Source organism: Bradyrhizobium sp. (assembly GCF_022844465.1).
Taxonomy (GTDB): Bacteria; Pseudomonadota; Alphaproteobacteria; order Rhizobiales; family Xanthobacteraceae; genus Bradyrhizobium.
Genome location: NZ_JALHLP010000001.1, coordinates 720078 through 745983, shown reverse-complemented (window position 1 = coordinate 745983; position 25906 = coordinate 720078). Strand labels below are relative to the sequence as shown.

The 25906-nt window shown below is 64.7% G+C and carries 25 protein-coding genes; 8 read left to right on the top strand and 17 right to left on the bottom strand.

Annotated elements, in window-relative coordinates; translation table 11 throughout:
* The first annotated feature begins 57 nt into the window (after positions 1–57).
* Together Q0D31_RS03690 and Q0D31_RS03685 are read left to right on the top strand one after the other, a co-directional pair.
* Positions 58–603 (top strand): sigma-70 family RNA polymerase sigma factor, encoded by a 546-nt coding sequence (locus Q0D31_RS03690; RefSeq protein WP_291845260.1) that lies wholly within the window; start codon positions 58–60, stop codon positions 601–603.
* 2 nt (positions 604–605) lie between these two features.
* On the top strand, positions 606–1244 hold the full coding sequence (locus tag Q0D31_RS03685) for a DUF1109 domain-containing protein (RefSeq protein ID WP_291845258.1): 639 nt from the start codon (positions 606–608) through the stop codon (positions 1242–1244).
* Here the strand turns inward: Q0D31_RS03685 and Q0D31_RS03680 are convergent.
* Positions 1234–2346: a DUF2336 domain-containing protein gene (locus Q0D31_RS03680; RefSeq protein WP_291845256.1), complete on the bottom strand. Its 1113-nt coding sequence runs from the start codon at positions 2344–2346 to the stop codon at positions 1234–1236. The genes Q0D31_RS03685 and Q0D31_RS03680 overlap by 11 nt on opposite strands.
* Positions 2347–2405: 59 nt before the next feature.
* Entirely contained in the window at positions 2406–3545 is a 1140-nt protein-coding gene (locus tag Q0D31_RS03675) for a GGDEF domain-containing protein (RefSeq protein ID WP_291845254.1), read from the bottom strand.
* Positions 3546–3937: 392 nt separating this feature from the next.
* On the opposite strand from Q0D31_RS03675, the gene Q0D31_RS03670 reads away from it, so the two are divergent.
* From Q0D31_RS03670 to Q0D31_RS03655, 4 genes are all read left to right on the top strand, one after another.
* Positions 3938–4507 carry a sigma-70 family RNA polymerase sigma factor gene (locus tag Q0D31_RS03670; RefSeq protein ID WP_291845252.1) on the top strand — a complete coding sequence of 190 codons (570 nt, stop codon included), beginning with the start codon at positions 3938–3940 and terminating at the stop codon, positions 4505–4507.
* The gene (locus tag Q0D31_RS03665) at positions 4504–5217 is read left to right on the top strand and encodes a hypothetical protein (RefSeq protein ID WP_291845250.1); all 714 of its coding nucleotides are present in this window, start codon (positions 4504–4506) and stop codon (positions 5215–5217) included. Before Q0D31_RS03670 ends, Q0D31_RS03665 begins: the two co-directional genes overlap by 4 nt.
* 85 nt (positions 5218–5302) lie before the next feature.
* Positions 5303–6856, top strand: coding sequence for a S8 family serine peptidase (locus Q0D31_RS03660; RefSeq protein ID WP_291846740.1), 1554 nt, complete (start codon positions 5303–5305; stop codon positions 6854–6856).
* 475 nt (positions 6857–7331) lie between these two features.
* On the top strand, positions 7332–7778 hold the full coding sequence (locus Q0D31_RS03655; protein WP_291845248.1) for a TIGR03809 family protein: 447 nt from the start codon (positions 7332–7334) through the stop codon (positions 7776–7778).
* A 106-nt stretch (positions 7779–7884) separates the two neighbouring features.
* On the opposite strand, the gene Q0D31_RS03650 is transcribed toward Q0D31_RS03655, so the two are convergent.
* The 15 genes from Q0D31_RS03650 to Q0D31_RS03580 form a co-directional block, all read right to left on the bottom strand.
* Positions 7885–9255 (bottom strand): TIGR03808 family TAT-translocated repetitive protein, encoded by a 1371-nt coding sequence (locus Q0D31_RS03650; protein WP_291845246.1) that lies wholly within the window; start codon positions 9253–9255, stop codon positions 7885–7887.
* A 135-nt stretch (positions 9256–9390) separates the two neighbouring features.
* Positions 9391–10032, bottom strand: coding sequence for a pyroglutamyl-peptidase I (locus Q0D31_RS03645; RefSeq protein WP_291846738.1), 642 nt, complete (start codon positions 10030–10032; stop codon positions 9391–9393).
* Positions 10029–11021, bottom strand: a complete 993-nt coding sequence (gene meaB, locus Q0D31_RS03640) for a methylmalonyl Co-A mutase-associated GTPase MeaB (RefSeq protein ID WP_291845244.1) — start codon at positions 11019–11021, stop codon at positions 10029–10031. The genes Q0D31_RS03645 and meaB overlap by 4 nt, the downstream gene beginning before the upstream one ends.
* 52 nt (positions 11022–11073) lie before the next feature.
* Positions 11074–12585 (bottom strand): tripartite tricarboxylate transporter permease, encoded by a 1512-nt coding sequence (locus Q0D31_RS03635; protein WP_291845242.1) that lies wholly within the window; start codon positions 12583–12585, stop codon positions 11074–11076.
* 3 nt (positions 12586–12588) lie between these two features.
* A complete protein-coding gene (locus Q0D31_RS03630; RefSeq protein ID WP_291845240.1) occupies positions 12589–13071 on the bottom strand; it encodes a tripartite tricarboxylate transporter TctB family protein in 483 nt (160 codons plus the stop codon).
* 45 nt (positions 13072–13116) lie between these two features.
* Complete coding sequence (locus Q0D31_RS03625) at positions 13117–14109, bottom strand: tripartite tricarboxylate transporter substrate binding protein (protein WP_291845238.1); 993 nt, start codon at positions 14107–14109, stop codon at positions 13117–13119.
* A 175-nt stretch (positions 14110–14284) separates the two neighbouring features.
* Entirely contained in the window at positions 14285–15082 is a 798-nt protein-coding gene (locus tag Q0D31_RS03620) for an RsiV family protein (RefSeq protein ID WP_291845237.1), read from the bottom strand.
* Positions 15083–15108: 26 nt separating this feature from the next.
* Positions 15109–17265, bottom strand: a complete 2157-nt coding sequence (gene scpA / locus Q0D31_RS03615; RefSeq protein ID WP_291845235.1) for a methylmalonyl-CoA mutase — start codon at positions 17263–17265, stop codon at positions 15109–15111.
* 39 nt (positions 17266–17304) lie between these two features.
* Positions 17305–17769, bottom strand: a complete 465-nt coding sequence (locus Q0D31_RS03610; protein WP_291845206.1) for a GFA family protein — start codon at positions 17767–17769, stop codon at positions 17305–17307.
* Positions 17770–17771: 2 nt separating this feature from the next.
* Positions 17772–19640, bottom strand: a complete 1869-nt coding sequence (locus Q0D31_RS03605) for a methylmalonyl-CoA mutase subunit beta (protein ID WP_291845198.1) — start codon at positions 19638–19640, stop codon at positions 17772–17774.
* 94 nt (positions 19641–19734) lie between these two features.
* Positions 19735–20226, bottom strand: a complete 492-nt coding sequence (gene folK / locus Q0D31_RS03600; RefSeq protein WP_291845190.1) for a 2-amino-4-hydroxy-6-hydroxymethyldihydropteridine diphosphokinase — start codon at positions 20224–20226, stop codon at positions 19735–19737.
* A gap of 1 nt (position 20227) precedes the next feature.
* Complete coding sequence (gene folB, locus Q0D31_RS03595; RefSeq protein ID WP_291845183.1) at positions 20228–20599, bottom strand: dihydroneopterin aldolase; 372 nt, start codon at positions 20597–20599, stop codon at positions 20228–20230.
* Positions 20596–21453 carry a dihydropteroate synthase gene (folP, locus tag Q0D31_RS03590; RefSeq protein ID WP_291845174.1) on the bottom strand — a complete coding sequence of 286 codons (858 nt, stop codon included), beginning with the start codon at positions 21451–21453 and terminating at the stop codon, positions 20596–20598. Before folP ends, folB begins: the two co-directional genes overlap by 4 nt.
* Positions 21454–21536: 83 nt before the next feature.
* A complete protein-coding gene (locus Q0D31_RS03585) occupies positions 21537–21944 on the bottom strand; it encodes a DUF4332 domain-containing protein (protein WP_291845164.1) in 408 nt (135 codons plus the stop codon).
* Between the two features lie 55 nt (positions 21945–21999).
* A complete protein-coding gene (locus Q0D31_RS03580) occupies positions 22000–22365 on the bottom strand; it encodes a DUF2267 domain-containing protein (RefSeq protein ID WP_291846736.1) in 366 nt (121 codons plus the stop codon).
* Between the two features lie 313 nt (positions 22366–22678).
* Between Q0D31_RS03580 and Q0D31_RS03575 the strand changes: the two genes are divergently transcribed.
* Positions 22679–24298 carry a helicase HerA-like domain-containing protein gene (locus Q0D31_RS03575; RefSeq protein WP_291845151.1) on the top strand — a complete coding sequence of 540 codons (1620 nt, stop codon included), beginning with the start codon at positions 22679–22681 and terminating at the stop codon, positions 24296–24298.
* Positions 24299–24389: 91 nt separating this feature from the next.
* A complete protein-coding gene (locus tag Q0D31_RS03570) occupies positions 24390–25862 on the top strand; it encodes a glycosyltransferase family 39 protein (protein WP_291845137.1) in 1473 nt (490 codons plus the stop codon).
* Positions 25863–25906 lie beyond the last annotated feature (44 nt).

The window sequence follows — 25906 nt, the reverse complement described above, 5'->3', positions numbered from 1 at the left end:
GGCATGATCTCGTGTAACAAATTGAAAGATTGAACGAATTGTCGGGTAGGAGCGCGCGTGCGCGAACGGGATGACGAATGGACCGACCTGATGCGGTCGGCCATTTCAGGCGACAGGGTGGCGTATCATCGCCTTCTCAAGGCCGTCACGCCGGTGCTCCGGGCCGCGGCTCGCCGCGGTCTGGCGCGGGCGGGGCAACCGGCCGATCAATCCGAGGACATCGTGCAGGACATTTTACTGGCGGTCCATTTGAAGCGGCACACCTGGGACGTTAGCGCTCCGTTTGCCCCATGGCTGTTTGCGATCGCCCGCAACAAGCTGATCGACGCGTTGCGCCGGCGTGGTCGGCGTATTTTTGTTGATATCGATGATTTCGCCGAGACGCTTGCCGGTGAAACGCCTGCCGAGAGGGCGTCGCCTGGCGAGGTCGCCGCTAGATTGCAATCGCTGCCGGCGCGGCAGCGCGACGTGCTGCGGTCGATCGCGATCGACGGCGCTTCGATCAAGGATACCGCGGCAAGATTTTCGATGAGCGAGGGCGCGGTGCGGGTGGCGCTGCACCGGGGCCTCACCAGCCTGACGGCGAAGTTGCAGGGGCAGTGAGAATGGACACCGATCAGCTTATTCGAACGCTGGCGGCCGACAATGCGTGGCCTCGTCGGTCCGTCGCCGTCGCGCTGATGCTGGGGTTGCTGGCCGCAGCGCCGGTTTCGCTATTGATGTTCTTCACCGAGTTCGGCATCCGGCCCGACGTGATGACCGCGATGCGCAACCCGTTCTTCAGCGTCAAATTCGCGGTGACGCTGGCGCTTGCGATCTCTGCCATCGCCGCCAGCCTGCACCTGTCGCGACCGGAAGCCTCGCTGAAGGGCGTTGGCTGGCTGTTGCTGATACCGGCCGGAATTTTGGCCGCGGCGATCGGTGGCGAGATGATGATACCGCAGCGGTTGCCGATGATGACCCGGCTGGTGGGCAAGAACTCCTGGATCTGCATGATTGCAATCCCGGCGTTGTCGCTGCCGATACTGGCCGGCGCGCTGATCGGGTTGCGTCACGGGGCGCCGGCGCGGCCGGCCGTGGCCGGCGCCGTCGCAGGCATGTTGTCGGCGGGGTTGGCGGCGACGCTTTACGCATCGCATTGTACCGACGATTCGCCGCTGTTCGTCGCCACCTGGTATACGCTCGCGACCGCGCTGGTCGCCGCGGTCGGCGCGTTGGCCGGGTCGAAATGGCTCAGGTACTAGCGGTCGGCGAGCTCTCCTGCATGCGGTGGAAACGCAGCACTTGCTGCGCGGTCGATGGCCGCAGGCGCTCGTAGGTGTCCTTGCACGCATCGAGATCGGTCGGCTCCGCGCCGGACAATTCGTCGCGCATCTTGATGATGGTCACCACGGTTGACCACGACAATCCCGCGACCTTCGCCAGGATCATGACGCCTTCGGCGCGGCTTTCAATCATCATATTCTCGGCGATCGCCACCGGCATGTTCGCCATGGCGGCAATCGACGCATTGACCTCGTCGAACTTGCCAGCCTCGGCAAACTGCGCCACCTGAGGTTCGTCGAGCCGGTCGTGGTCGTGCAGCGACTTGACCAGCGCGTGCGCGATCTCGGTATTCGAGGTAATCGCCGAGGTGGCGGAGCGCGCGCGCCGCGTCGCTTCCTTGACGGCGGTCGGCACCTCGGCCGCTTGCCTTGGGTTGGCGGCCTCCAGCCGCTGCCGAACCGTATGCGACGCTTTGGCAAGCAGCTTCAGATAGAGGTGCCGCGGCATGGCCGGACGCAGGCCGATACAGGTCGCGAGGTCGTCGTTGCCCTCGGCACGGCTGACCAGGCGGCTGAAGCCGCGTTCGGTGAACTCCGCGCCCGGATTGTTGACGGTGCTCTGAATGACATCGTCGTTGCCGCGCTGCACCAGCACATCGGTAACCGCGCCGCTCAGCACCTTGCGCGTCGAAATCGCCATCAGATGCGCCTGGCTCTTGCAGCGTGCATTCTCGATCAGTGTTTGGTCGTCGAGCCGCACCGACTGCGACAACACCGGTCCAGCCACGTCGATGACGTCGTCGAAAGCGAGCGCGCGGATCGTGAGCGGCGGAGCGGTATCGATCTGGGCCAGGCGATTGGCAAGCAATGCCTTGGTTGAAGTTTCGATGTGATCGATCAGGCACTGGAAGACATCGTCGAACAGTCCGACCTGTTCGTCGGAATAGTCCGCCGCGCCGGTGATGAACAGGTCCGTCACCCGGCGCAGGGTCTCGACCCGCCGCGCGACGGTGCCGTGCGCCAGTGTGATCTGCAGCTCGTCGAGCAGGTTGACGGGAGATGTAGCGCGTTTCGAACTCATGGCTCTTTCCTGGAGAATTGGCCGATGACGGATTCTCCGTCGCCGAAAACTGAAATGTATCAGGCGCTGATGATCCGGTTACGTCCCTGCGCCTTTGCCGAATAAAGCGCGCTGTCGGCGCGCGCGAGTAATACGTCCGACGTCTCGTTCGGGTTCAGCGTTGCGACGCCCGCAGAAATCGTGACCTTCATGCCGGACGAGAATGCGCTCCAGTCGAGATCGGAAATGATAACGCGCAAACGGTCGAGGGCTCGTACCGCGCTGTTGGCGTCCATGTCGGGCAGGATGAGCAGGAACTCCTCGCCGCCGTAGCGGCCTAACCGGTCGACGTTGCGGATATTGGCGAACATGGTGATGGCGAAGGCCCGGAGCACTTCGTCGCCGGTGGGGTGGCCGTAGGCGTCGTTGATGCGCTTGAACCAGTCGAGGTCGATGAGCGCGATGGAGCACGGCGACCCGGTGCGTGCGGTGCGGGCGATCTCCTCCTCCAGCATCCGCATGATGCAACGGCGGTTGGAGGCACCCGTCAGTTCGTCGAGTTCTGCGAGCTCCTCGATCCGCTTGTAGGCTTCCCTGAGCTTCAATCCGCTCTGATAGAGCGACTGCTGCAGCGAGTTGGAGAATATCCCCAGGAACATGCCACGCCCGATGGTCAGCACGAACACCAGCAGGGTCGTGAAGCGTTCGAGATAGCTGCCATACGGCATGGAAACTGGCTTGTCGGTCAGAAGGAACAGACCTGCCAGGCCGGTTGTCATCGCCGTCCAGATCAACATCGTCTGGGAGGGCGTAGAACGTAGCGGGAAGAAGCTGAACACAATGAATAGCTTGCACAGGAACATGCCGCCGACCTGCGGCGCCACATAGGCAAAGACAAGCGCGATCAGCATGTATACGGTTGCCTGCGGCGCAACCAGATAGTGGTCCCTGAAACGCTCGTTGAAGCCGATTTCCGACAACAGGATGCTGGCGATGACAAAGGTCAACCCGCACGCCGCGTAGGCCGGACCGATCATTGCGGAGATCGCGCCGGCCTTGGCATAGAGCAGCAGGATTCCGCCATCGATGACGTAGCTGCCGCCGATCATGGCCAGGATTTGGCGGCGCTGTCTGGCCCGCCGCAACAGCAGGCGCGCCGTTGGCTGGGTCTTGCCGCGGTCTAGCTCAGCCGTGGTTACGAATGAGGACGCGGTGCCCATGGTCTCGCCGGTTGATGGAACTCCGCCAAAATCTAGGTGGGAAAGCCTTTAGGTTTGGTATCTTTTGGCCGAATCTGATCCGTTGAACTGCGGCCTTTTGCTTTGTTTCTTAAAGGAAATCTGCTGAAACACCGATCCTGTCGATCCTTCGCCCGGGTTGGGCTGTTCCGAGAATTTGGTAGGGTGGTTCCGCATCGCGCGCTATCCAAGAAAGTTCCTCTATTATGATACCAATTTCGGAGCTTCTTTCGTTCCGGCGGCCGAGATCGCCGGGGCAGTGTGCGTCTGTGGGGTAGATCACACATGCAATCGGAACACCGCAATGTGAAGAATATTGCCCAGCCTGTCGAACCCGCGGCCATCCCCACCAGACCAATCTTGCGAGACGGCCGTTGAGCGCGACCCAGGCAGTATCGGACGACGCTCTGATTGCCCGGATCGCTCTGGGGGATCGGCTCGCCATGCAGGTGCTTTACGGCAGGCACCATGTGAGGGTGTTCCGTTTCGGGCTTCGGCTCGTAAGGGACGAGCAGATCGCGGAAGACATCATCAGCGAGGTGTTCCTTGATGTGTGGCGGCAGGCCGGCAAGTTCGAAGGCCGATCCGCCGTTACCACTTGGCTGCTTGCGATTACGCGGTTCAAGGCCTTGTCGGCGCTCAGGCGCCGCAAGGACGTTGGGCTGGACGACGAGGCCGCAAATGCGATCGAGGATACGTCTGACGATCCGGAAGTGGTCGTGCAGAAGAAGGATACGGGTGAAGCGCTGCGCAAGTGCCTGACCGCACTTTCGCCCGAGCATCGGGAAGTTGTCGATCTCGTCTACTACCACGAGAAGTCCGTGGAAGAGGTGGCCGAGATCGTCGGTATTCCCGAGAACACCGTCAAGACGCGCCTGTTTTATGCGCGCAAGAAATTGGCCGAGTTGCTCAAGGCAGCCGGTATAGAGCGAGGTTGGCCATGATGGCGGCGAGCAAGAAGATGCTGGATCAAGAGCCCGGCGAGATCGAGATGCTGTTGCCCTTTCATGCCGCGGGTACGCTGAACGCGCGTGACGCGCGTCGCGTCGAGGACGCGCTCGCCAGCGATCCCGGACTCGCCCGGCAATATGCCGTCATTCGCGAGGAATACGCCGAGACGATCAGCCTCAACGAGAGCCTGGGCGCGCCGTCCGCGCGCGCCATGCAGAAGCTGTTTGCCGCGATCGACGCCGAGCCGGCGCGCAAGCCTTCGCTCTCGGCAGGTTTGTCAGCCCGCGCATCCGGATTCTTCGCAAGAATGTCGCCGCGCACGCTTGCCTGGTCCGCCAGTCTCGGCGCCATTGCGCTGTTGTTGCAGGCCGGGGTGATCGGTGCGGTGCTGATGCAGAACAAGACCAGTTCGTTCCAGACGGCTTCGCTGAGCATGAATGCGCCGGCGTCGGCGCCAATCACCCGTGATATCGGCAGCAGCCTTGCGCCGCCGCGCGCGCTGGTGCGGTTCGCGCCCGAAGCGCGTATCTCCGATATCACCGCGCTGCTCGACAAATATGAGGCGTCCATCGTCGATGGTGCCAGGGGCGGCCTGTTCCGTCTGCAGTTCGGCAGCAAGGCGGTGGACAAGGAGCAGGCCGCTAGCCTGCTGCGAAAACTGCAGGGCGAGAAGATCGTCGGCCTGGCGGTGGCAACGCCGTGAGCCGCGCCCCGCGCGGCCGGCAGGCCGAGGTCCCATGTTTCACGATAGAATGAGTTGGCTGGTGGAGGCGCGGCGCGCGGTCTTGATGCTGTCCGCGGCCTTGCTGTCGTTGACGGTTTTCGAAAGTTCGCCGGCTCATGCGCAAAGCACAATGCGCTCGCCCAATCTCAATTTGGGCTCGCGGGTGCCTTCCATCAATCCGACGCTTCCGAACGCGCGTTTTTCGCCCAACCTACAACCCGCCTGCGAGCATGCCTTTCGTGGCCCCGATGGCGAATGCTTCGATCGCCCCGCGATGTCGGCCGGCGGCCGCGACGGAGTCTCGACCAAAAAGGGCGAGAACGGCCCGCGCAACAGCAAGGTACAGGCTGCGGGGAAACCTCGCGCGGTCCATAATGAACTCGTGGCGGAAATCGACGGCGCGTTGTCGCAGGCGGAAACCGATGCGCTGGCGCGTCGCCATGGCCTGGAACGCATCGCGTCGCAGAACTTTGCGCTGCTCGGCAGCACCATCGGCCTGTTCCGGATCGTCGATCGCCGCCCGATCGACGCGGTACGCAACAAACTCGCTGCCGACGGTCGCGTGCGGTCGGTTCAGTTCAATTTCCGCCATTTCCTGCAGGACCAGAAGCGGTCCGAGGGTGATCCCGCGCAATACGCCCTTGCGCAGCTTCGCTTGCCGCAGGCCCACGCGCTCGCCCGCGGCATGAACGTCACCATTGCGGTGATCGATTCAGGTATCGACGTCAAACACCCCGAACTCGTCAATTCGGTGGCCGACAGTTTCGATGCGCTCGGAAGCAGGGAGGGTCCGCATATCCACGGCACCGGCATCGCCGGCGCGATCGTCGCCCATGCCCGCCTGATGGGGAGCGCGCCGGAGGCGAGGCTTCTGGCGATCCGCGCTTTCAGCGGCGGATCGACCGGCGGCGAGAGCACGAGCTACGTGATCCTCAAGGGCCTGGACTATGCGACCGAGCACGGCGCGCAGATCATCAACATGAGCTTTGCCGGCCCGAAGGATCCGTTGATCGAGCGCGCCGTGGCCGCAACCGCGGGCAGGGGTATCCTGATGGTAGCCGCGGCAGGCAACGCCGGCGCGAAATCGCCGCCGCTGTACCCCGCCGCCAACCCGAACGTGATTGCGGTGAGCGGCATCGACGCGCGGGAAAAGTTGTTTGCGGCGTCGAACCGGGGTAACCACATCGCGCTCGCGGCTCCCGGCGCAGACATCTTCCTGCCGGCGCCCGGAGAGAAATACCAGATCGCGTCGGGTACTTCGTTTTCCGCCGCTTACGTCAGCGGCGTTGCAGCGTTGATGCTGGAACGAAACCCTGCGTTGAAGCCGGGGGACATTCGTGAGATCCTGACAAGAACGGCCGGCGATCTCGGCGCTCCCGGCCGCGACGACCTGTTCGGGGCAGGAAAGGCTGATGCGTTCGCCGCGGTCACGGCTGCGGCCGCCGTGCCGGCCGCGCCGCTTGCCGCGGTCTCCGGCAAGCCTGCCGGAGGCGAAACCGCGGTGCGCACGCCGTCTCCGAATGACGCTTCCGTGAACCGGGCCCTGAGTGACCCCATGCCATCGATCGCGTCGGAAAAATCAGCGAAAAAAGCCGCCGACCGCCCCGCGGCGCAGTGATTTTCGGCCAGCCGCTTTCCAAAAAAATCCAAGAAAATCGTCCGGAGCCTTTGAACATATCGCCGGGCTGTTGCGACAGAATTCATGTGGGAGCGATCATTCCTCCCCATCGGCTGTATCAGGCGCGAGCGCCCATCCACCCCAAGCGCCCATATGGCTTGACCCGTCCGGTTGTCCCCCCGGACGGGTCTTTTCCTTTCGGGGACGCCGACTGGAAAACCCGGCCGCTTCGGCCTGGTGCTTCAATTTCGGACCAAGCCGTCCCGGGCATCCGGCATGGGGTGATCGGGCAGACCGAACCGACGATAAGTGACGCGACTTGCGCCGAATCCTGGCGCGGTCTCGCAGGCGGTACGCGTGCTCGCGGCCATCGCGCACTGGACAAACCAAGAGTTTTCCACAGAATATGTCAATTGCAGTCGATTGATTCGTCCAGGTTGCGTCTGCGTCCGTTTCTCTCGTTACGGGCTGATTTATGACACAACTTGCTGACGCGGAACGTGGCCGCGAAATCGCCGCGCGCTGGTGCAGTTTGGCCGAGCAACGGCTGGAACACCTCACCGAATTATTCGAGAGCGGGCGCTGGCGTCGCTATCACAACGAAATGGCGCTCCTGCAGAACATCCAGGAAGCCAAGGCCGCTGTTGAAACCTGGCGGAATTTGATGAGGGGTACAGCCTCGCCCGGTCGATCGGCGACGGCGGTCTCGCCCGGCGCAACGCCATCGACGCCACCCACCGACCGCGTTGCGCCCGAGCCGACCCCGGAGCTTGAACCGCAACGCGCCAGGGCTCCGGTTGAAGGTGCAAGCCGGATCATTGCCTTTGAGCCGGGGGGGCGCGCCCCGGATGATCGCCCATCGCCGGCGCCTGATATTGACGCGATCCAGCAACGCTATCCGCTGTTGCGCAACGCGCTTTAAAGCAAGATCCGGAAAAGTGTGCAGCGGTTTTCCGAAAAGATCATGCTCGGACAAATAGCTGGAGCAGGATGACGATTCGAAGAAAAGTCATCCCGCTCTGGCCGAACTACCGCCTTACCGCATTGGATCCGACCACCACCTGCGCGTACCGCTGCGCGCCTTCGGCGGACAGGTCGGTCGTCACGGCGCGGGCGTGATCGAGCCCGACCACGGCGCCGCGCGGGGTTTCGGAGATCATGTTGTTGTTCACCAGCGCGGTGCCGGCGCCCGGCACGACGGATACGCCGACGCCGACGAAAGCGTTGCGGATCACGTTGCCTGAGATGGCGACGTCGCGGAGATATTTGCCCCAGCCGGCGATGATCCCGAAGGCGGGCGCATTCTCGATCACGTTGCCGGTGACAGAAGTGTCCGCCTCGACGTAGATGCCGATCCCGGCGTCGTCATCAGGCGCGGTGGCGATCGGCCGCTTCGGCAGCAGATTGCGGATGACGTTGCCCTGCACGACCGCGAGCCGTCCGCCCTCGTTGAAATTGCAGACGGAGACGCCGACTGCCGCGCCATCAACGGTGTTGTTGGCGATGACAGCGCCCTGGAACGCGAATTCCGAATAGAGCGCGACCTCGCGAACATCGCTGACGCTGTTGCCGGTGATCTGGATGTTCGACGCCGAATTGCCGCGCACCGCGGAATAATCGCAATCCTTGATGCGGTTGCCGCGAATGATCACGTTTCCAGCGCGGAAGGCGTTGATGGCGTTGCCGTGTTGCCCGGTGCCGCCGGGCCCGGCCTTGATGTCCTCGATGCGGTTGTCGAGCACCTGGGTGCCGTCGTCGCCGACAGCGGTGCGCAGGATCTCGATGCCGTTGTTGTTGGTGCCGGTGATGCTGTTGCGCGATACGATGAGGCCGAGCGCGTCGAACGACACCACGGCCGTGCTGGCAATCTTTGTGAAGATATTGCCGGAGATTTCGCCCGAGACCTGCTCAAGCCAGACGCCGTTGCCGCCGCTATCAGTGATTTCACAATCGACGATACGGATGTCGCGCCCGCCCAGGCAATGCACGAGCCCGCGCCGCGTCGGCAGCGGAATGCCGCCGCCATCGAGCGTTATTCCTGACAGGCCGACGCGGTTGGCGCCTTCGCCCAACAGCATCGACGCGCCGCCGTTGAACACGAGCCTGGTCGCGCCGCGTACACCGACCAGTTGCGTGCCGCTTTGCAGGCGGAGCATGCCGGTGCGGTAGACGCCCGGCGGCAGCGCCAGCGGCGCCTGCAACCGGGCGGCTTCGTCGATCGCGCGTTGCAGGTTCTTGCTCTGATCGTCGGGGCTGCCGGGGCGAACACCATATTGCGTGACGTCGCGCCCCAACGTCGAGGCGGATGGCGCGGCGCGAGCGGCATCTGGCGACATCGCCATCGCGCCGGCAACGCCGGCGGCGGACGCTGCTATGAGTCGGCGGCGGTCAATGCTCATGGGTGGTGCCTCGTGGTTCGCACGTGCCGGCATTCGTGCCTTCGTAGCTATCGCGAAAATCCGGCATTGCCGGTGAACGCGGTGGGCCAAGCACCGCGATTGTTGAGGGTAGGGTTAATGTTTGGGTAGGCGCTATCAAGCCCGTCGCGTCAGCCGCACCATTTCCAGCAGCATCGCTTCGCCGGCATCGACCAGTTCATCCAGCGTGATTCGCGGAAAACCTTTCCGCCTCACGGTGCCATCCCCCGCCAGCGGCGGGACATGGATGAAGGCGGCAAGACGCGGGCCGGAATCAAGCGAGACCGACTCAATCGCCCGCCAGCTCAAATAGTTGCAGAGATAGCTTCCGGCATCGCGAGAGGCACGGGCGTCGAGCCCGGTGCCCTTGGCCGCACGAAGCAGCTTGGCGGTATGCGGGCCGAATCTCCGGGTTCCCGCGCCAGCGGATATCGAACCCTTGCGGGCGTGTGTTTGCGCCGCGTCCGGCCAGAGCATGGTGACGGCGTTTCGGGCGCGGGTCTCGACCCGTACATGTTTGCTGCGGCCGGCGAGGCCGAACATCAACAGCGCGTGCGGCCGGTGCTTTGCCAATGCCAGCGGCAATTCCTGGTCAACTGCGTCGTAGGTCACCGGGAAGATATGCCCGGAGATTTCAACGTCGGCGAACGCGGGACGGCGCAGGCGCGTCAGCCGCGCGACCAGCGGCTGGGTTGGATTATGCGGCGCGCCGGGGAACGGGCCGAAACCGGTGACGAGAATACGAAGCCGCTCGCTCACCGCAGCCATTCCGCGATCTGTTCGGCGGCAACTGACGGGGTGACGCGGCCTTCCGCGACCTCGATTTCGATCTTCTTGACCCTGGCGCGAACAGTGGCATCGGCGCGCAGCCGCGCCATCATTCGCTGCTCCAGCATCGACCACATCCATTTCACCTGCTGTTCGCGCCGCCGCGCGGCGAATTCGCCCGAGGCGTTCATGGCGGCGCGGTGATCCAGCACCTTCTGCCACAGCGCCTCCAGGCCGGCGCCGGTCAGCGCCGAATAGGTCAGGACCGGCGGATGCCAGTGTTCCGAACGCGGGCTCAGGATATGCAGCGCGCCGCGATACTCGGCCGCCGCCAGATTGGCGCGCTTGATATTGTCGCCGTCGGCCTTGTTGATCGCGATCATGTCGGCGAGTTCGACCAGGCCCTTCTTGATGCCCTGCAATTCGTCGCCGGCGCCCGGCAGCATCAAGGCCAGGAAGAAATCGGTCATGTCACAGACCGCGGTCTCGGACTGGCCGATGCCGACGGTCTCCACCAGCACCACGTCGAAGCCGGTCGCCTCGCACAGCAGCATCGCCTCGCGGGTCTTGGCCGCGACCCCGCCCAGCGTGCCGGACGCAGGCGAGGGCCGGATGAAGGCGTTGTCGGAGTTTGCCAGATGCGCCATCCGGGTCTTGTCGCCAAGGATCGAGCCGCCGGTGCGGGCCGAGGACGGATCCACCGCCAGCACCGCGACCTTGTGGCCGCGCGCGATCAGGAGCATGCCGAGCGTGTCGATGGTGGTGGATTTGCCGACCCCGGGCGATCCGGTAACGCCGACGCGGATCGCCTTGCCGGTGGCGGGCAGCAGCGCCTGCACCAGTTCGCGCGCCGCGGCCTGGTGATCGGCGCGGCGGCTTTCGACCAGGGTGATCGCGCGCGCCAGCGCCGCGCGCTGGCCGGCGCGGAGATCCTTGGCGAGTTTCCCGATGTCAGGGGAGATGGTCTTGGGCAGGGTCATGGTTTGGTTTACAACGGCCGCGCCGCGCAGGCGAGGGGATCGTAGGGCGTCTTCAGCGGGACGACGCCGCAGATGGGGCCTGGCGCTTTAGCCTCCGCCATGCCCAAACCAGCATCGGCCAGACCAGCGCGCCGATCGCCATGGCGGCGAGGATCGCTGCGATCGGTCGCTCGAAAAACGGCAGCAGACTGCCATCGGACTTGATCAGCGAGGTGACGAACGCCTGTTCCACCATGGTGCCCATCACGATGCCGAGCACCATGGCCGCCACCGGATAGCCGTTTTCCTCCATGACGTAGCCGATCATGCCGAAGGTTGCGACGGTGACGACGCCGAACATGTTGTTGCCGATGGCGAACGAACCGACCGCGCAGCACAGCATGATAACCGGCATGATGGAGGAGCGCGGCGCGCGTAGCACGTAGCTTGCCAGCCGGATCATGACGATGCCGAGCGGGATCATGAGGATGTTCGCGATGATGAACATGAGGTAGATCGCATACATGCTCGACGCCTTCTCGGTGAACAGCGTCGGGCCGGGGTTGAGGCCCTTCATGTAGAGCACGCCGATGGCGATGGCGGCGATGGTGTCGCCGGGAATGCCGAACAGCAGCGACGGCACCCAACCCGAGGCGATGCTGGCGTTGTTGCTGGCGCCGGCCTCGACCAGTCCCTCGACATGACCGGTCCCGAATTTCTCCGGCTCCTTTGAGAAGCGCTTGGACATGGCGTAGCTGACCCAGGCGGCCATGTCGGCGCCCGCGCCCGGCAGTACGCCGATGATGATGCCGATGATGTTGCCGCGGGTCATCTGCACGCGATATTTCTTCGTGAGCCGCCACTGGCCCGCCATGATGCTTCCGAACTTGCGCCGCGGGATCGGCGGCGGCTCCGGTGTCAGCATCGCCCGCATCACTTGCGCCACGGCAAAGACGCCGACCAGCGCGGGGATCGGTTCGATGCCGCCGAACAAGTCGGTGATGCCAAACGTGAAGCGGGGTACGCCGCCCGGGTTTTCGATGCCGATGCAGGCGACCAGCAGGCCGAGGAACATCGCCGCGATGGCCTTGACCGGAGAGGAGCGCGCTACCAGCGTGGCGCACATCAATCCGAGGAACGCGAGCCAGAAGTACTCGAAGGTCGAGAACGACAGCGCGATCTCGGCAAGCGGCGGCGCCAGGATCATCAGCGAGAGCGTACCGGCGATGCCGCCGACGGCGGAGAACCATACGCCGGCGCCGAGCGCGAGTTCGGCCTCGCCCTTGCGGGTCATGGCGTAGGCTTCGTCCGCGTAGGCGGCCGAAGCGGGGGTGCCGGGAATGCGGAGCAGCGCGCCGGGGATGTCGCCGGAGAAGATCGCCATCGTCGAGGCCGCCACGATGGTAGCAATCGCGGCGATCGGCGACAGATAGAAGGTGACCGGCACCAGCAGGGCGGTCGCCATCGTGGCGGAAAGGCCGGGCAGCGAGCCGATCACAAGCCCATAGACTGATGCCGCCAGCAACGCGATGATGACTTCCCAGGTGGAAATGAGCGTGAAGGCTTCGATCAGGGTGTTGAGCATCGGTCACCAAGGCATTGGCAGCAGCCCGGCCGGGAGCGGCACGCGCAGCAGCTTGCTGAAAATCAGATGGATACCGACCGGCGCCAGCACGGCGAGCGGAAGCGAAAGCTTCCAGCGCGCGCCGAGCGCGGTGGCTGTCGCATAGACGATGAGGGCGGCGGTGATGATGAAGCCCAACCGGTCCGCCGCCGCCACGTAGAGCAGCAGCAGTGCCGGCGGCAGCAGGGCACGCAGACCATAGAGCTTGCCGGTCGGCCGGGTCTGGCCGGCCTCGAGCGGAATAATCTCTTCTGCCTCTTCGAAGCTGTTGCCGATTCCGAACGCGATCGCGAGCCCGCACAGCGCGAGGCCCGAGCCGATCACGAGCGGAAAGACGTTCGGCCCGACCGGCTGGCCTGGCACCGGCGGCAATTGCCAGCCGCCATAGGCCGCCGCCGCGCCGAGGCCAACGAGAAACAATCCCGTGACGCGATCGGGTAGGCGCATGAAGGGGCTCCGCGGATCCGGACGAGGTCAGCCGATGGTGGCGGATCAGGCCTTCGACAGACCGGCGGCCTTCATCGCCACGCCCATCTGGGCGTTGCCCTTGTCCATGAACGCCGCGAACTCGGTCGCATTGCCCCAGACCGTTCCGAAGCCGCGGTTGCTCATGAAGTCCTTGAACTCCTTGGAGTCGTAGACTTTCTTCAGCGCCGCGGTGAGCTTCGTCGCGACGTCGTCCGGCAGGCCCTTGGGACCGGCAATGCCGCGCCACGCGCCGGTCGAATAGTCGATGCCCATCGCCTCCTTGAGCGTAGGCACGTCGGGGAATGCCGGGTTGCGCGCCGCCGCCATGATGGCCAGGCTACGCGCCTTGCCGGCCTCGATGATCGCGCGCGCTTCCGGCACCGAGCAGGTGGTGAGGTCGAGGCCGCCCGCCGCGAGGTCCTGCATCGCAGGCGCGGCGCCGTTCGATGGCACCCAGGCAACATGATTTGGGGCGAGCCCCATGGCCTGCATCCAGCCGACCAGCGCCAGATGCCAGATGCCGCCCTGGCCGGTGCCCGAGGCCTTGAACTTGCCGGCCGGCGCGCCCTTGATGGCGTCGGCGAGTTCCTTCACGGTCTTGTAGGGCGATGAGGAGGGGACCTGGATGCCCGGCGGATCCTCGTTCATCAGCGCGAGCGGCGTATAGCTCTTTGGCGCGAGCTCGGTGAGCCCCTGCCAGTGCATCATCGAGATTTCCACCGTCAGCATGCCAATGGTGTAGCCATCGGGCGTCGCGGTGGCGATCGCGGAATGGCCGACGACGCCGGAGCCGCCGGTGCGGTTGATCACGTTGAACGGCTGGCCGAGATCCTTCTCCAGCAGCGCCGCGACGATGCGCGCGGTCGCATCGGTACCGCCGCCGGCGCCCCATGGCACGATCACGGTGACCGGCCGCGCCGGATAGGCCTGCGCCGAAGCCGGCTTGAGGCCAAGGCCCGCGACGGCCGCTACCGCGGCGGAGGAAGCTGCGAAGGCGCGGCGCGTAATCCTGGACATGGTCGTCCTCCCTGCGGCGCCCGTGACGCCGGGCGCTCTTGTGATTTGCGCATTCTAGGAGGTTTTGCGCTGTCGTCGCAAGGCGTTGGGAGGCGCCGTTGGAGTGATGCATTGCAGATGGAACCCGTTCGCATGAACGCGCGCCGGCGCCGCCGCGCGGCGCAAGGAGATCGCCTCACTGCTGCGGGTCTTCGTCCCCCTTGGGCCGTGAACCGCCGAAGATCGCAGCGCCCTCCCGGGTCAGATAGGGTTTTAGCGTTTCCCAGGGCACAAAGGCGACATAGCCGCCCTCGGCATAGGAGCCGACCGCGTAGGGCGCGTAATGAAACGTCAGCCCCGAACTCTTGCCCTGTACGGTCGACGGCGCCAGTGACACCGGTCCGATCTTCAGGAGCTCCGGCTCGATGCCCTCGATGAGGTCGAGATTCGTTCCTTCCGCACCGCGCTTCTTTTTCTCGATCTTCAGAGATGCGATGATGGCCTGCCGCATCGCGTTCAGCGCAGGTCCGTTGTCAGCCGTTTCGGTAAAGAACGGGCGGATGCTGATGCGCTTGTTCGCTGTCCTGTCCCACAGGATAGTGTCCTCCCAATGATTGGGATGCGCGCCGCCGGTATACTCACGCTCACCTCGGATAATACTGACATAGCGTCCGTTGACGACTGACCGCATTGAATAGGTTCGGTCGAAGGTCGATGCGCCGCTCAAAGACTCCGGGCTCTCCCCATTCGTCTTGCCTGCGTTCGCGTGCAACTCTGCGGCCCATTTCTTTCCTTCCGCGTGGCAATTGCGCGCCAGCGCGGGGTCGGCCTTGATCCTGACATCGAGGGTGACGCTGATCTCGATCGTCTTGGTCTTGATTAAGATATCGGCTTTTTGCTCGGCGGCGGGAGCGAGGTCTGTCAACGCGGCACATGCAAACACGACCGCGAAACCTGTGGTCCTGGCGAAGCCGATGATTGCGGTGCGACGCAAGATCGATCCTTTGGCCGGGCGGAGAATTATTCCGCCGCCTCGCTGTGGCCGAGCCGGACGTTGAGCTTGTGGATCAGTTCCTCGGCGGCGTCCGATATCACGGTGCCCGGCGGGAAGATCGCTTCCGCGCCGGCCTTGTAAAGGGCCTCGTAATCCTGCGGCGGCACCACGCCGCCGATGATGATCATGATGTCCTCGCGGCCGTGCTTCTTCAGCGCGGCCTTGAGTTCCGGCACCGCGGTGAGATGGGCGGCCGCCAGCGACGAGACGCCGAGGATATGCACGTCGTTCTCCACCGCCTGGCGCGCCGCCTCGTCGGCGGTCGCGAACAGCGGTCCGATATCGACGTCGAAGCCGACATCGGCAAAGGCGGATGCAATCACCTTCTGGCCGCGGTCGTGGCCGTCCTGGCCGATCTTGGCGACCAGGATGCGCGGGCGGCGGCCCTCCGCATGCTCGAACGCATCGATCAGCGCCTGCACTTTTTCGACCCGGTTGGACATGGTGGACGCCTCCCGCTTGTAGACGCCGGTGATGGACTTGATCTCGGCGCGGTGACGCCCGAACACCTTCTCCATCGCGTCCGAAATTTCGCCGACGGTGGCTTTCGCTCGTGCGGCATCGATCGCCAGCGCCAGCAGATTGCCGTTGCCTTCGCCGGCGCTGCGCGTCAGCGCCGCGAGCGCCTGATCGACTTCGTTCTGGTCGCGCTCGGAGCGCAACCGCTTCAGCTTGTCGATCTGCAGGCGGCGCACGGTGGAATTCTCCACCTTGAGCACGTCGATCGCGGCCTCGTTGACCGGCTTGTACTTGTTGACGCCGATCACCGCCTGCCGTCCGGCGTCGATCCGCGCCTGGGTCTTGGCCGAGGCTTCCTCGATCCGCAGTTTCGGCACCCCGGCCTCGATCGCCTTGGCCATGCCGCCGAGCGCCTCGACTTCCTGGATATGCCCCCACGCCTTGGCGGCGAGATCGCGGGTCAGCCGTTCGACGTAATAGGAGCCACCCCAGGGATCGATGATGCGGGTGGTGCCGCTCTCCTGCTGCAGGAACAATTGCGTGTTGCGCGCGATCCGGGCCGAGAAGTCGGTCGGCAGCGCCAGCGCCTCGTCCAGCGCATTAGTGTGCAGCGATTGGGTATGGCCCTGGGTTGCCGCCATCGCCTCGATCGTGGTGCGCATCACGTTGTTGTAGACGTCCTGCGCGGTCAGCGACCAGCCGGAGGTCTGGCAATGGGTGCGCAGCGACAGCGAGCGCGGATCCTGCGGGTTGAACTGCGTCAAGAGCCGGGCCCACAACAGCCGCGCCGCGCGCATTTTTGCCACCTCCATGAAAAAATTCATGCCGATGGCCCAGAAGAACGACAGTCGTGGCGCGAAGCGGTCGACGTCGAGCCCGGCTGCAAGCCCGGCGCGCAGATATTCGACGCCATCGGCCAGCGTATAGGCGAGTTCGAGGTCCTGCGTCGCGCCGGCTTCCTGCATGTGATAGCCGGAAATCGAGATCGAATTGTACTTGGGCATTTTCTGCGAGGTGTAGGCGAAAATGTCGGAGATGATCCGCATCGAGGGCGCCGGCGGATAGATGTAGGTGTTGCGCACCATGAATTCTTTGAGAATGTCGTTCTGGATGGTGCCCGACAATTTCTCCGGCGGCACGCCCTGTTCCTCGGCGGCCGCGACGAACAAGGCGAGGATCGGCAGCACCGCGCCGTTCATGGTCATCGACACGCTCATCTGGTCGAGCGGGATGCCGGAGAACAGCGTGCGCATGTCGTAGATGGAATCGATCGCAACGCCGGCCATGCCGACGTCGCCGGTGACGCGCGGATGATCCGAATCGTAGCCGCGGTGGGTGGCGAGGTCGAAGGCGACCGAAAGGCCCTTTTGTCCCGCCGCGAGGTTGCGGCGGTAGAAGGCGTTAGAATCCTCGGCCGTGGAGAAGCCGGCATATTGCCGGATGGTCCAGGGCTGGTTGACATACATCGTCGGGTAGGGGCCGCGCAGATAGGGCGCGATCCCCGGCCAGGTCTCCAGGAAGTCGATGCCCTCGAGATCGGCCTCGCTGTAGCCGGGTTTTACCAGGATGCCCTCGGGCGTCAGCCACGGCTCGGCGTGGCCTGCGGGCTGCGCGGGCGCGGCGGTTTCAAAGGCGATATTCGCAAAGTTCGGTATTCGGCTCATTGGTTACCACTGTAGCATATTCGGCGCATGGGAGCGCACCTAGTCATGATCCGGATGCTGGTGGCTGACGATGGTCGCCATCTTCTCCGGCCCGTAATTCTGCATCGTCGTCTGGCTCGGCAGGTTGGCAATGCCGACCACCCAGCCGAGCCGGGATTCGGTTCCATATTGCCGCGTCGGCACTATCAGGTCGGGGCGGTCGAACGTGCCGGTCATGATCTCGATCCTGGGGCCGCCGATGCGGCGAAAGCTCAATGGGGTGCCGCAGGCGGCGCAGAAATCGCGCTCGGCGATGGAGGAGGACTGGAACGTCGCCGGCTTGCCGCGGGTCCAGGTGAAATGCTCATGCTCGATGTCGGCGAGAGCGGCAAACGGCGCGCCTGAGGCCTTCTGGCACATCCGGCAGTGGCAGATGGTGATCCTGGTCGGCGCCTTCGCCATCGAAAAGCGGATGGCGCCGCATTGGCAGCCACCGGTCAGGACCGTCTTGTTCTCGTCGGCCATGCTCACTCCATCCGCCGCCAGGCGTCCCGCAGCATCGCCAGCGCGTCGCCGCCGGCAAAGATGAATTCACCGACGCCGGCGGACCGCAGCGCGGCTTCACGCTCGCCGGGCCGCCCCGCCAGATAGATATGCCTGGCGCCGGCGGCTTGAAGGGCCTTGGCGGCCGCCGCCGCGTGTTCTGCATAGGCCTTGTCGGACGAACAAAGACACGCCATCGCCGCGCCGGAAGCCTTGAACGCAGCCGCTAGCGCCGCCGGGTCGGAAAATCCTTGCGTATCGATCGCCTCGATGCCGCCGGTCTCGAACACGCTCTTGGCAAAAGCGGCGCGGGCGGTGAAGTCGGCCGGGGCGCCGAGATTGGCGAGCAAGATTTTCGGCCGCGCGCCCGATGCCTTGAGCTTCTCGTCCGACTTGTCGCGCAGCGCCTCGAATGGCGCCGCCAGCCGGATCGGCGGCAGTGGGTCAAACCTCAGTTTCGTCTCGCCATCGGGCGGCAGCACAACCGGTCTTGCACCGAGCACGGCAACGTCGGCCTCGTGCAGGTTCGGGAACTCGCTGGCGCCGGTCAGCACCTCGCGGCGTCTGGCGATGTCAGCCTCGCGTGCGGCGCGGGTCGCGGCCACCTTGCGCTGGATCAGGTTCTGTTCGAGCGCGTCAAAGATGCCGCCGGTCTTCTCGATCTCCTGGAACAGCGACCATGCGGCTTCGCAGAGTTGCCTCGTCAGCGCTTCGATCGCGCCGGAGCCGGCGGCGGGATCGCCCACCTTGGCGAGGTTGGATTCCTCCAGCAGCACCAGCTGGGTGTTGCGCGCGGCGCGCCGGGCGAACGGATCAGGCAATCCGAGCGCCAGCGTGTGCGGCAATACGGTGATGGCGTTGGCGCCGCCGAGGCCGGCGGAGAAGGTCGCCATCGTCGCGCGCAGCATGTTCACGTAAGGATCGCGCTGCGTCAGTGTCCGCCATGCGGTCTCCGCCGCAACAAAGACGGGCTTGGGCGCCAGGCCACAGCTCTGTTCGATCCGCGCCCACAGCAATCGCAACGCGCGAAATTTCGCGAGAGTCAGGAATTGATCGGCATCGGCGACGAGCCGGAACGACACCGCTGCACGCGCGACGTCAAGCGCCATGCCGCCCGCCTCCAGGGCACGCAAATAGGCGATCGCGACCGCAAGCGCGAAGGCGAGTTCCTGCGCTTCCGATCCGCCGGCGTCATGGACGGGACGGCCGTCCGCCAGTGCAAACGGACCCTTGAAACCGCGGCCCATGAGCTCGCCGATTATTTTTGCGAGCGGCCTCTCCATTTCCGGCCAGGGCGCCGCCGCTGCGCCGCGCGTCGCCATCGTGCTCAACGGCTGATAATTAAACCGGATCTCGGTCTTGGCGGGATCGAAGCCGCGGGATTCCACGAGATCGGCGAGGTTGGCGCCGGCGTTCTCGCGGCCAAGCACCGGATGGAGCGCAATCGTGATGCCCGCGTCGAAGAATACGCCATCGAGCACCCGCGCCAGCGTTTCCTTCGTTGCGTGAGCAAGGCCAAACCCCCGCGCGCCCGGTCCGCCGGCAAATTCAATTTCCAGCCCGGTGGCGCCGTTTTCCAGATCGTGCAGCGCCTGCGCGTTGGCCGCCTTCGCATCGGGATGATCGATCCGCTGCATGATCTGCCAGGGCGCGGCGGCGGCGCGGCCGGCGACCGGCATCGCGCCCCGCGCGCGGCGGTAGATCGGATCGATCTTCAACCCATCGGCGGTCTTGCTGACCAGTTTCTCGAACGGCGCGCCTTTCAAGACCCCGTCGACCAGCTTGCGCCAGTCCTCGTAGCTGGCCGGTGGAAAATCCCCGGCCAACATCAGCTCGTCGGTTTTGGTGGTCATACGGCGGGTCGTTCCCTGGTGGTCTCTTGGCATCTGGCCGGAAATTGCCACGGGGCGGCCGACAAGCCAAACGGTAGTTTCGGTCGTTTCAGGGTCAGCCGAGGTCGGGCAATCGCCGGATACCCTCGGTCGAAAGCCGGGCCAGCGCGTCGGCGACGCGGCGTCCGGCAATGATACGATCGGGCACGATCTCGGCCAGCGGCGCCAGCACGAAGGCGCGTTCGAAAGCTCGCGGATGCGGCAGCGTCAGGTCCGGCTGGTCGATCCTGACATCGTCATAGGCGATGAGGTCAAGATCGAGGGTGCGCGGCCCCCAGCGCTGCTCGTTCGCGCGGTCGCGGCCGAACTTTTTCTCGATCTTGTGCAGCGTGAACAGCAGCGCATGCGGGTCGAGGCTGGTTTCGATCTCGATGCAGGCGTTGGTGAAGGGCGCCTGGTTTTCATCGCCCCAGGGCGGGGTGACGTAATCCGACGACCGCGCCAGCAGGGCGGCCTGCGTCATGCCGCAGATGTTGGCGATGGCCTTGTTGAACGTCGCGCGGACGTCGCCGACATTGCCGCCGAGCGCGATCAGAACATTGGCCATGTCAGGGCGATTGCCGGGTGCGCGTCAGCACCACGCCGACATCTTCGAAGATGGCGGCGATCGGCGCGTGCGGCTTGTGGACGGTGACCTTGACCGCATCGATGCGCGCGAAAGCCGCCAGTATCGCGTCGGCGACGGCGCCGGCCGCGCGCTCCAGCAGCTTGTAATTGGTGTTCTTGAAGGCTGCCGTCGCGGTCGCCACCACATTGGAATACGACACGGTGTCGGCCAGGCGATCGGTACGCGAGGATTCCGACAGGTCGGCGGTGAGTTCGAGGTCGATGACAAAACGCTGCCCGACTTCGGTCTCGTGCTCCATGACGCCGTGGCGGGCATGGATGACGACGCCGGTGATGAAGATGCGGTCGCTCATTGCAGCTCCTGGATTGCCGATGCCACGCGCAGGGCCTGAACCGTTTCGGCGACGTCATGGGCCCGGATGATCCGTGCCCCGCGCTGCGCCGCGATCAGATGGGCTGCGATCGAGCCGCCAAGCCGCTGATCCGGCTCCGACGGCGTCACGGTGCTGATGAAACGCTTGCGCGATGCGCCGACCAGGAGCGGCATTCCAAAGGCCTCCAGCTCTCCGAGCCGCGCCAGCGCGGTCATGCTCTGCTGGGGTGTCTTGCCGAATCCGATGCCGGGATCGAGCACGATCTTGTCAGGCGAGATTCCTGCCCTCGCGGCAATGTCGAGCGAGCGCGCAAAGAAGTCGGCGATATCCTGCATGATGTCTACAGCGGCATCGGCGCGCTCGCGGTTGTGCATGAGGATCACGGGCACCTGGCGCTCCGCGACCAATCCGGCCATGCCGGGATCGCGCTGCAGGCCCCAGACGTCGTTGGCGATGACCGCGCCCTGATCGAGCGCCCAGGCGACGACGGCCGATTTCATGCTGTCGATTGACACGGGAATGCCGAGCGAAACCACCTCTGCCAGCACCGGCTGCAGGCGCCTCAGTTCCTCCTCCGCTGAAATCGGTTCTGCGCCGTAGGGCCGGGTGGATTCCGCGCCGATGTCGATGATGTCGGCGCCTTCGGCGACCATCCGGCGGGCCTGCGCCAGCGCCTGTTCGGGGGCGGCAAACTGCCCGCCGTCGGAGAATGAATCGGGCGTGACGTTGAGCACCCCCATCACGGCCGGATACGGCCGGGACAGCAGCCCGGGCAGCACGGGATGACCGGCCATGCCGGCCGCATCGGCGGGTATGGGCTTGGTTGCAATCATGCGGTCGCTTTGCGCGGTCCGCGCTGGCGAGTCAAGACGCGGCAACCGGCTCCGTGGGGCGGGCGCGCGCTACCGGAAGCGGCCTAGTAGCTGATCTTGGGCGGCAGCTTGCGCGCCTGCGCGATCAGTTGCTGGACCGATCGTTCCGAAGGCAGAACCCGGACCAGTTTGCGCTTGATGTTCACGTCCTTCATGTTCTGGGCCAGCCGCGCCGGATTGCGCAGCGCGAGTTCACGCACGGTGGTGACGCCGGCCGCGCGGACCAGGCCCACCTTGGCCTTGCCCATCCCGGGAATGCGCATGTGGTCGGAAAAATTGGCCCATTCGAGCAGCTGTTGTTCGCTGATGCCGGTCTTTGCCGCCAGCGCCTTGCGTCCCTTGACCGTGCGGGCCGCCTCCAGCAGCGCGTCCGTAGTGCGAATGCCCTGCGATTTCAGCTTCGAGGCAAAGTAGGCAGTGAGGCCGTCGATCGCACAAAGGGGATAGGTCATGATACTCGATGAAAATGAATGTGCTTGCGCCGTTCGTGCTCGAGAAACCTGTGATTCACGCGAACTGGCTGAGGCCCGGTGTCCCCGAAATAATCTCGCCCATCGTGTCAGCTCCGATTTTCTCGCGACCGAATTTGAAAAGTTCACGCGCCACGCTCTTGATCTCGCTCATGCCAAGGCCAAGCGCCATCAGCCTGGTGCCAAGCGCCATCAAGCCACCGCCCATCAGCCTCGACAGTCCACCGCCGCTGTTGGATGCCGCAATCGCAGCTTCGGCGCCGGGGATTTGGTCGATCAAGGCCTGAACCTTGTCGGCGGGCCCCTCGTTACGAAGGAAGCCCAGCACGATGCCGATGGTTTTTTCAGCGACGACGACATCGATACCGGTCCTGGTGCCCAGCCTCCCGATCAATTCGTCCATATTGCCCCGCCCACAGCCGGCTTTTACCGGGTTGTCTGTCTGCGAAATGATCTTGGGCGCATGAAATCTGAAATACAAGCGATCAGCGCGCGCAAACCCGCTTTGACTCCAGATCGCGTCGCGAGTGTTGCAGCGATGCAAGAGTGAAAGCGGAGTTGCTTGGCAAGTATGCGACAGGATTTGGGTCGCGGTTTGCGACAGGCCAACGGTTTCTTTCCGCCCGCGGGATGCGATATGATTGTCGGATCTGATGATCGTCAGACGATTGTCGGACTTGACAACCAACCACCCATGGACGGGAAGAGGCGATGTGATGGCGACCTCCGATACCAAGACCGCTGATACCGGCGAGAAGATTTTTGTTGGCAAGGGCGAGCAGTCCGCCTGGTTGACGCTGGCGCTGGCCAATCGGCACGGCCTCGTCACCGGAGCCACTGGAACCGGCAAGACCGTATCGTTGCAGGTGATGGCCGAGGGGTTCGTGCGCGCGGGCGTTCCGGTGTTCGCATCCGACATCAAGGGTGACCTGTCCGGGATATCCGAGGTCGGCGAGGCCAAGGATTTCATCCTGAAGCGGGCCGGCGAGATGGGCCTCGCTTTCCAGCCGGACCAGTTCTCGACCGTTTTCTGGGACGTGTTCGGCGAGCAGGGCCACCCGGTCCGCGCCACCGTCACCGAAATGGGGCCGTTGCTGCTGTCCCGGATGCTCGATCTCAACGACGTGCAGGAAGGCGTTCTCAACGTCGCCTTCCGTGTCGCCGATGAGAACGGCCTGACGCTGATCGACATGAAGGATTTGCGGTCGTTGCTGGATGCGATCGTTCCCGACGGCAGCAGGAAGGGTGCAGATGCCGAGGAAGACCCGCATGCCGCGATCCGCAAGGCCGCGCAGGGGTTCGGCAATGTCAGCAAGGCGACGGTCGGAACCATTCAACGCCAGCTCCTGGTGCTGGAAAATCAGGGCGGGGCGAAGTTTTTCGGCGAGCCGGCGCTGGCCTTGAAGGATTTCATGAAGACCGACAGCGACGGCCGGGGAATGGTCAATATCCTGGTCGCCGACAAGCTGATGCAGAGTCCAAGGCTCTATGCCACGTTCCTGTTGTGGATGCTTTCGGAACTGTTTGAAGAATTGCCGGAAGCCGGCGATCTGCCGAAGCCGAAGCTGGTGTTCTTCTTCGACGAGGCGCATCTGTTGTTCAACGACGCGCCGAAGCCGCTGATGGAAAAGGTCGAGCAGGTGGTGCGCCTGATCCGGTCCAAGGGCGTCGGCGTCTATTTCGTCACGCAGAACCCGATCGACGTGCCGGACAAGGTGCTTGCCCAGCTCGGCAACCGCGTGCAGCACGCCTTGCGTGCTTTCACGCCGCGCGATCAGAAGGCGGTGGCGGCGGCGGCGCAGACGTTCCGGCCGAACCCCAAGCTCGACACCTCCCGCGTCATCATGGAGCTCGGCAAGGGCGAGGCCTTGGTGTCGTTCCTCGAAGGCGGCGGCACCCCGACTATGGTCGAGCGCGTCATGATCCGGCCGCCGACGGCGCGGATCGGGCCGATCACGCCGGAAGAGCGCAAGGCGATCATGAGCAGGAGCCCGGTAAAGGGCAAGTACGACACCGCGGTCGACGCGGAATCCGCCTACGAGATGTTGCAGAAGCGCGTGGCCGGCACGGCCGCGCCTGCGGATGGTCAAGGCGGTGGCGGAGGCGGAATCCTGGGGCAGCTCGGTTCGATCGTCGGCACCATCTTCGGCACCAACGTCAAGCGCGGCCGGCTTTCGACCGGCCAGGTCATCGCGCGCGATGTCACCCGCTCGGTCACCAACAAGGTGATCGGCGGCGTGGTTGCCGATCTCGGCAAGTCGGTCGGTGGATCGCTCGGGAGCTCGGTCGGGCGCGCGCTGGTGCGCGGGGCGCTCGGCGGTTTGCTGCGGCGCTAACTCAAGCGTCAGGCGGCGGCTGCCGAGGGGCGCTTGTCGCTGCGGTTCTTTGATGCGACCAATCCCCTGGACGAATCTGGGGGAGGGGGTCGTGCCGCAGGCTGCAAGTTCGACGGCCATCACTGAACTCGTTTGGACATGGTTCCTGCGCCAGGTCGATCGTTTCCGGGGAGCCGATATTCCAGGGTGGGTGTGGGTGGTCCTGCTGTGGGCGCTGATGGCGTTCCCCGCCGCTTCGCTCCGCGGCACCCACTACGAAGAGGGAACCGTGATCGGCCTTGCCCGCGGGGCGCTCGAGGACGGGCATTGGCTGGCTCCGTATCTCTATGGTGGGCGTTTCGTCGAGCGCCCCGTGTTGCTGTCATGGATGGCCGCCGCGCTCGGCGGCGTCACGGGCGGCGTCGGAATCTGGTCGGCGCGCCTGCCGCACCTGCTTCTGCTGCTGGCCGGCGGCTTGATGGTGTACAACCTCGTCCTGCCGCATACGCGCAAGGCGCCGGCCGTCTTTGGCGCGCTGTGCTGGTTCGCCTGCCCGATGGTGGCGCAGAAGTTCGTCACCGCCGAGCCTGATGTCACGCTGTCGGTCCTGATGTTCGGCGGCTTTTTTCTTTGGTGGCGCGGCGTGAGCGGTGGCCGCGTCACGCTGCTGCGCTGGACTTGCATCGGCGTGCTGCTGGCGCTCTCGGGCCTGACCAAGGGACCGCAACCGCTCGCCTTCTTTGGCCTCGGCGTCGGCGCCTATATCCTGATCAAGCGCCGCTGGAGCGACGTTCCCGGATTCATTCTGGCGAACGCGATCGCGGCATTGTCGGCTGCCGGCTGGTACGGGATGGTGATGGCCTCCGGCGACGTTCAGGGATGGCTCGCGCATTCCAGGCTCGCCGACAGCATGACGCTGCAACAATGGGCGAGGGATCACCTCGACTTTGCGCTCAGCATGATCGTGGAATGGGCGCCAGGTTCGCTGTTGCTTGTTCCCGCCATTGTCGCGATAGCCAGGAGAGAACTGCCCGAAGACCGCGATCTCATGTTGGCGGCGATGCTGTACGCGACGCTCGGCGCGCTTGTTCTGCTGCTCTGGCCCGGCGGGGTGGCGACTCGCTACGCGATGCCCGGCAATCTCGGGCTCGCCGTGATCTGCGGGATTCTGTTTGATCGCTGGTGGTTCAGCCGCCCCTGGTTGATAGCGATGACCAACACCGTCGTCGTAGCGGTGTCGGCAGCGCTCGTTATTCTCGGATGGGTTGTGATCCCGGCCTCGCCGGATACCTTCCGCCAGTCCAAGATCGAGGCGCAGGTCATCGCCGGAGCGAGGACCCTGGTGCCTGGCGTCGTCTACGCTTCCGAGGCGACTTCCAAAATGAACGTGCTCGCCTACGTACCGGCGCCAGTCCGGAGAGCGCCACTGGCGGAACTGGCGAAGCTGGCGACGCCTGCGCTGGCAGTCGTCAGCGTGGCCGAATTGGCGGCGCTAAGGGCCGCAAATCCGGCGCTGGCCGTCGTCGGCCACGCGCAGCTCCGCGGCCATCCGGCGGTGATGGTGGTCGAGATTCGTCCGAACTAGGCATGATCCGGAAAAGTGTGCTGCATATGCGGCACCGGTCCGCC

Excerpts from the sequence above, each read along its gene's own strand:
- Q0D31_RS03685 (WP_291845258.1), top strand. The coding sequence starts at position 606 with ATGGACACCGATCAGCTTATTCGAACGCTGGCGGCCGACAATGCGTGG.
- Q0D31_RS03680 (WP_291845256.1), bottom strand. The coding sequence starts at position 2,346 with ATGAGTTCGAAACGCGCTACATCTCCCGTCAACCTGCTCGACGAGCTG.
- Q0D31_RS03675 (WP_291845254.1), bottom strand. The coding sequence starts at position 3,545 with ATGGGCACCGCGTCCTCATTCGTAACCACGGCTGAGCTAGACCGCGGC.
- Q0D31_RS03665 (WP_291845250.1), top strand. The coding sequence starts at position 4,504 with ATGATGGCGGCGAGCAAGAAGATGCTGGATCAAGAGCCCGGCGAGATC.
- Q0D31_RS03660 (WP_291846740.1), top strand. The coding sequence starts at position 5,303 with ATGCTGTCCGCGGCCTTGCTGTCGTTGACGGTTTTCGAAAGTTCGCCG.
- Q0D31_RS03655 (WP_291845248.1), top strand. The coding sequence starts at position 7,332 with ATGACACAACTTGCTGACGCGGAACGTGGCCGCGAAATCGCCGCGCGC.
- Q0D31_RS03650 (WP_291845246.1), bottom strand. The coding sequence starts at position 9,255 with ATGAGCATTGACCGCCGCCGACTCATAGCAGCGTCCGCCGCCGGCGTT.
- meaB (WP_291845244.1), bottom strand. The coding sequence starts at position 11,021 with ATGACCCTGCCCAAGACCATCTCCCCTGACATCGGGAAACTCGCCAAG.
- Q0D31_RS03635 (WP_291845242.1), bottom strand. The coding sequence starts at position 12,585 with ATGCTCAACACCCTGATCGAAGCCTTCACGCTCATTTCCACCTGGGAA.
- Q0D31_RS03630 (WP_291845240.1), bottom strand. The coding sequence starts at position 13,071 with ATGCGCCTACCCGATCGCGTCACGGGATTGTTTCTCGTTGGCCTCGGC.
- Q0D31_RS03625 (WP_291845238.1), bottom strand. The coding sequence starts at position 14,109 with ATGTCCAGGATTACGCGCCGCGCCTTCGCAGCTTCCTCCGCCGCGGTA.
- scpA (WP_291845235.1), bottom strand. The coding sequence starts at position 17,265 with ATGAGCCGAATACCGAACTTTGCGAATATCGCCTTTGAAACCGCCGCG.
- Q0D31_RS03610 (WP_291845206.1), bottom strand. The coding sequence starts at position 17,769 with ATGGCCGACGAGAACAAGACGGTCCTGACCGGTGGCTGCCAATGCGGC.
- Q0D31_RS03605 (WP_291845198.1), bottom strand. The coding sequence starts at position 19,640 with ATGACCACCAAAACCGACGAGCTGATGTTGGCCGGGGATTTTCCACCG.
- folK (WP_291845190.1), bottom strand. The coding sequence starts at position 20,226 with ATGGCCAATGTTCTGATCGCGCTCGGCGGCAATGTCGGCGACGTCCGC.
- folB (WP_291845183.1), bottom strand. The coding sequence starts at position 20,599 with ATGAGCGACCGCATCTTCATCACCGGCGTCGTCATCCATGCCCGCCAC.
- folP (WP_291845174.1), bottom strand. The coding sequence starts at position 21,453 with ATGATTGCAACCAAGCCCATACCCGCCGATGCGGCCGGCATGGCCGGT.
- Q0D31_RS03585 (WP_291845164.1), bottom strand. The coding sequence starts at position 21,944 with ATGACCTATCCCCTTTGTGCGATCGACGGCCTCACTGCCTACTTTGCC.
- Q0D31_RS03580 (WP_291846736.1), bottom strand. The coding sequence starts at position 22,365 with ATGGACGAATTGATCGGGAGGCTGGGCACCAGGACCGGTATCGATGTC.
- Q0D31_RS03575 (WP_291845151.1), top strand. The coding sequence starts at position 22,679 with ATGGCGACCTCCGATACCAAGACCGCTGATACCGGCGAGAAGATTTTT.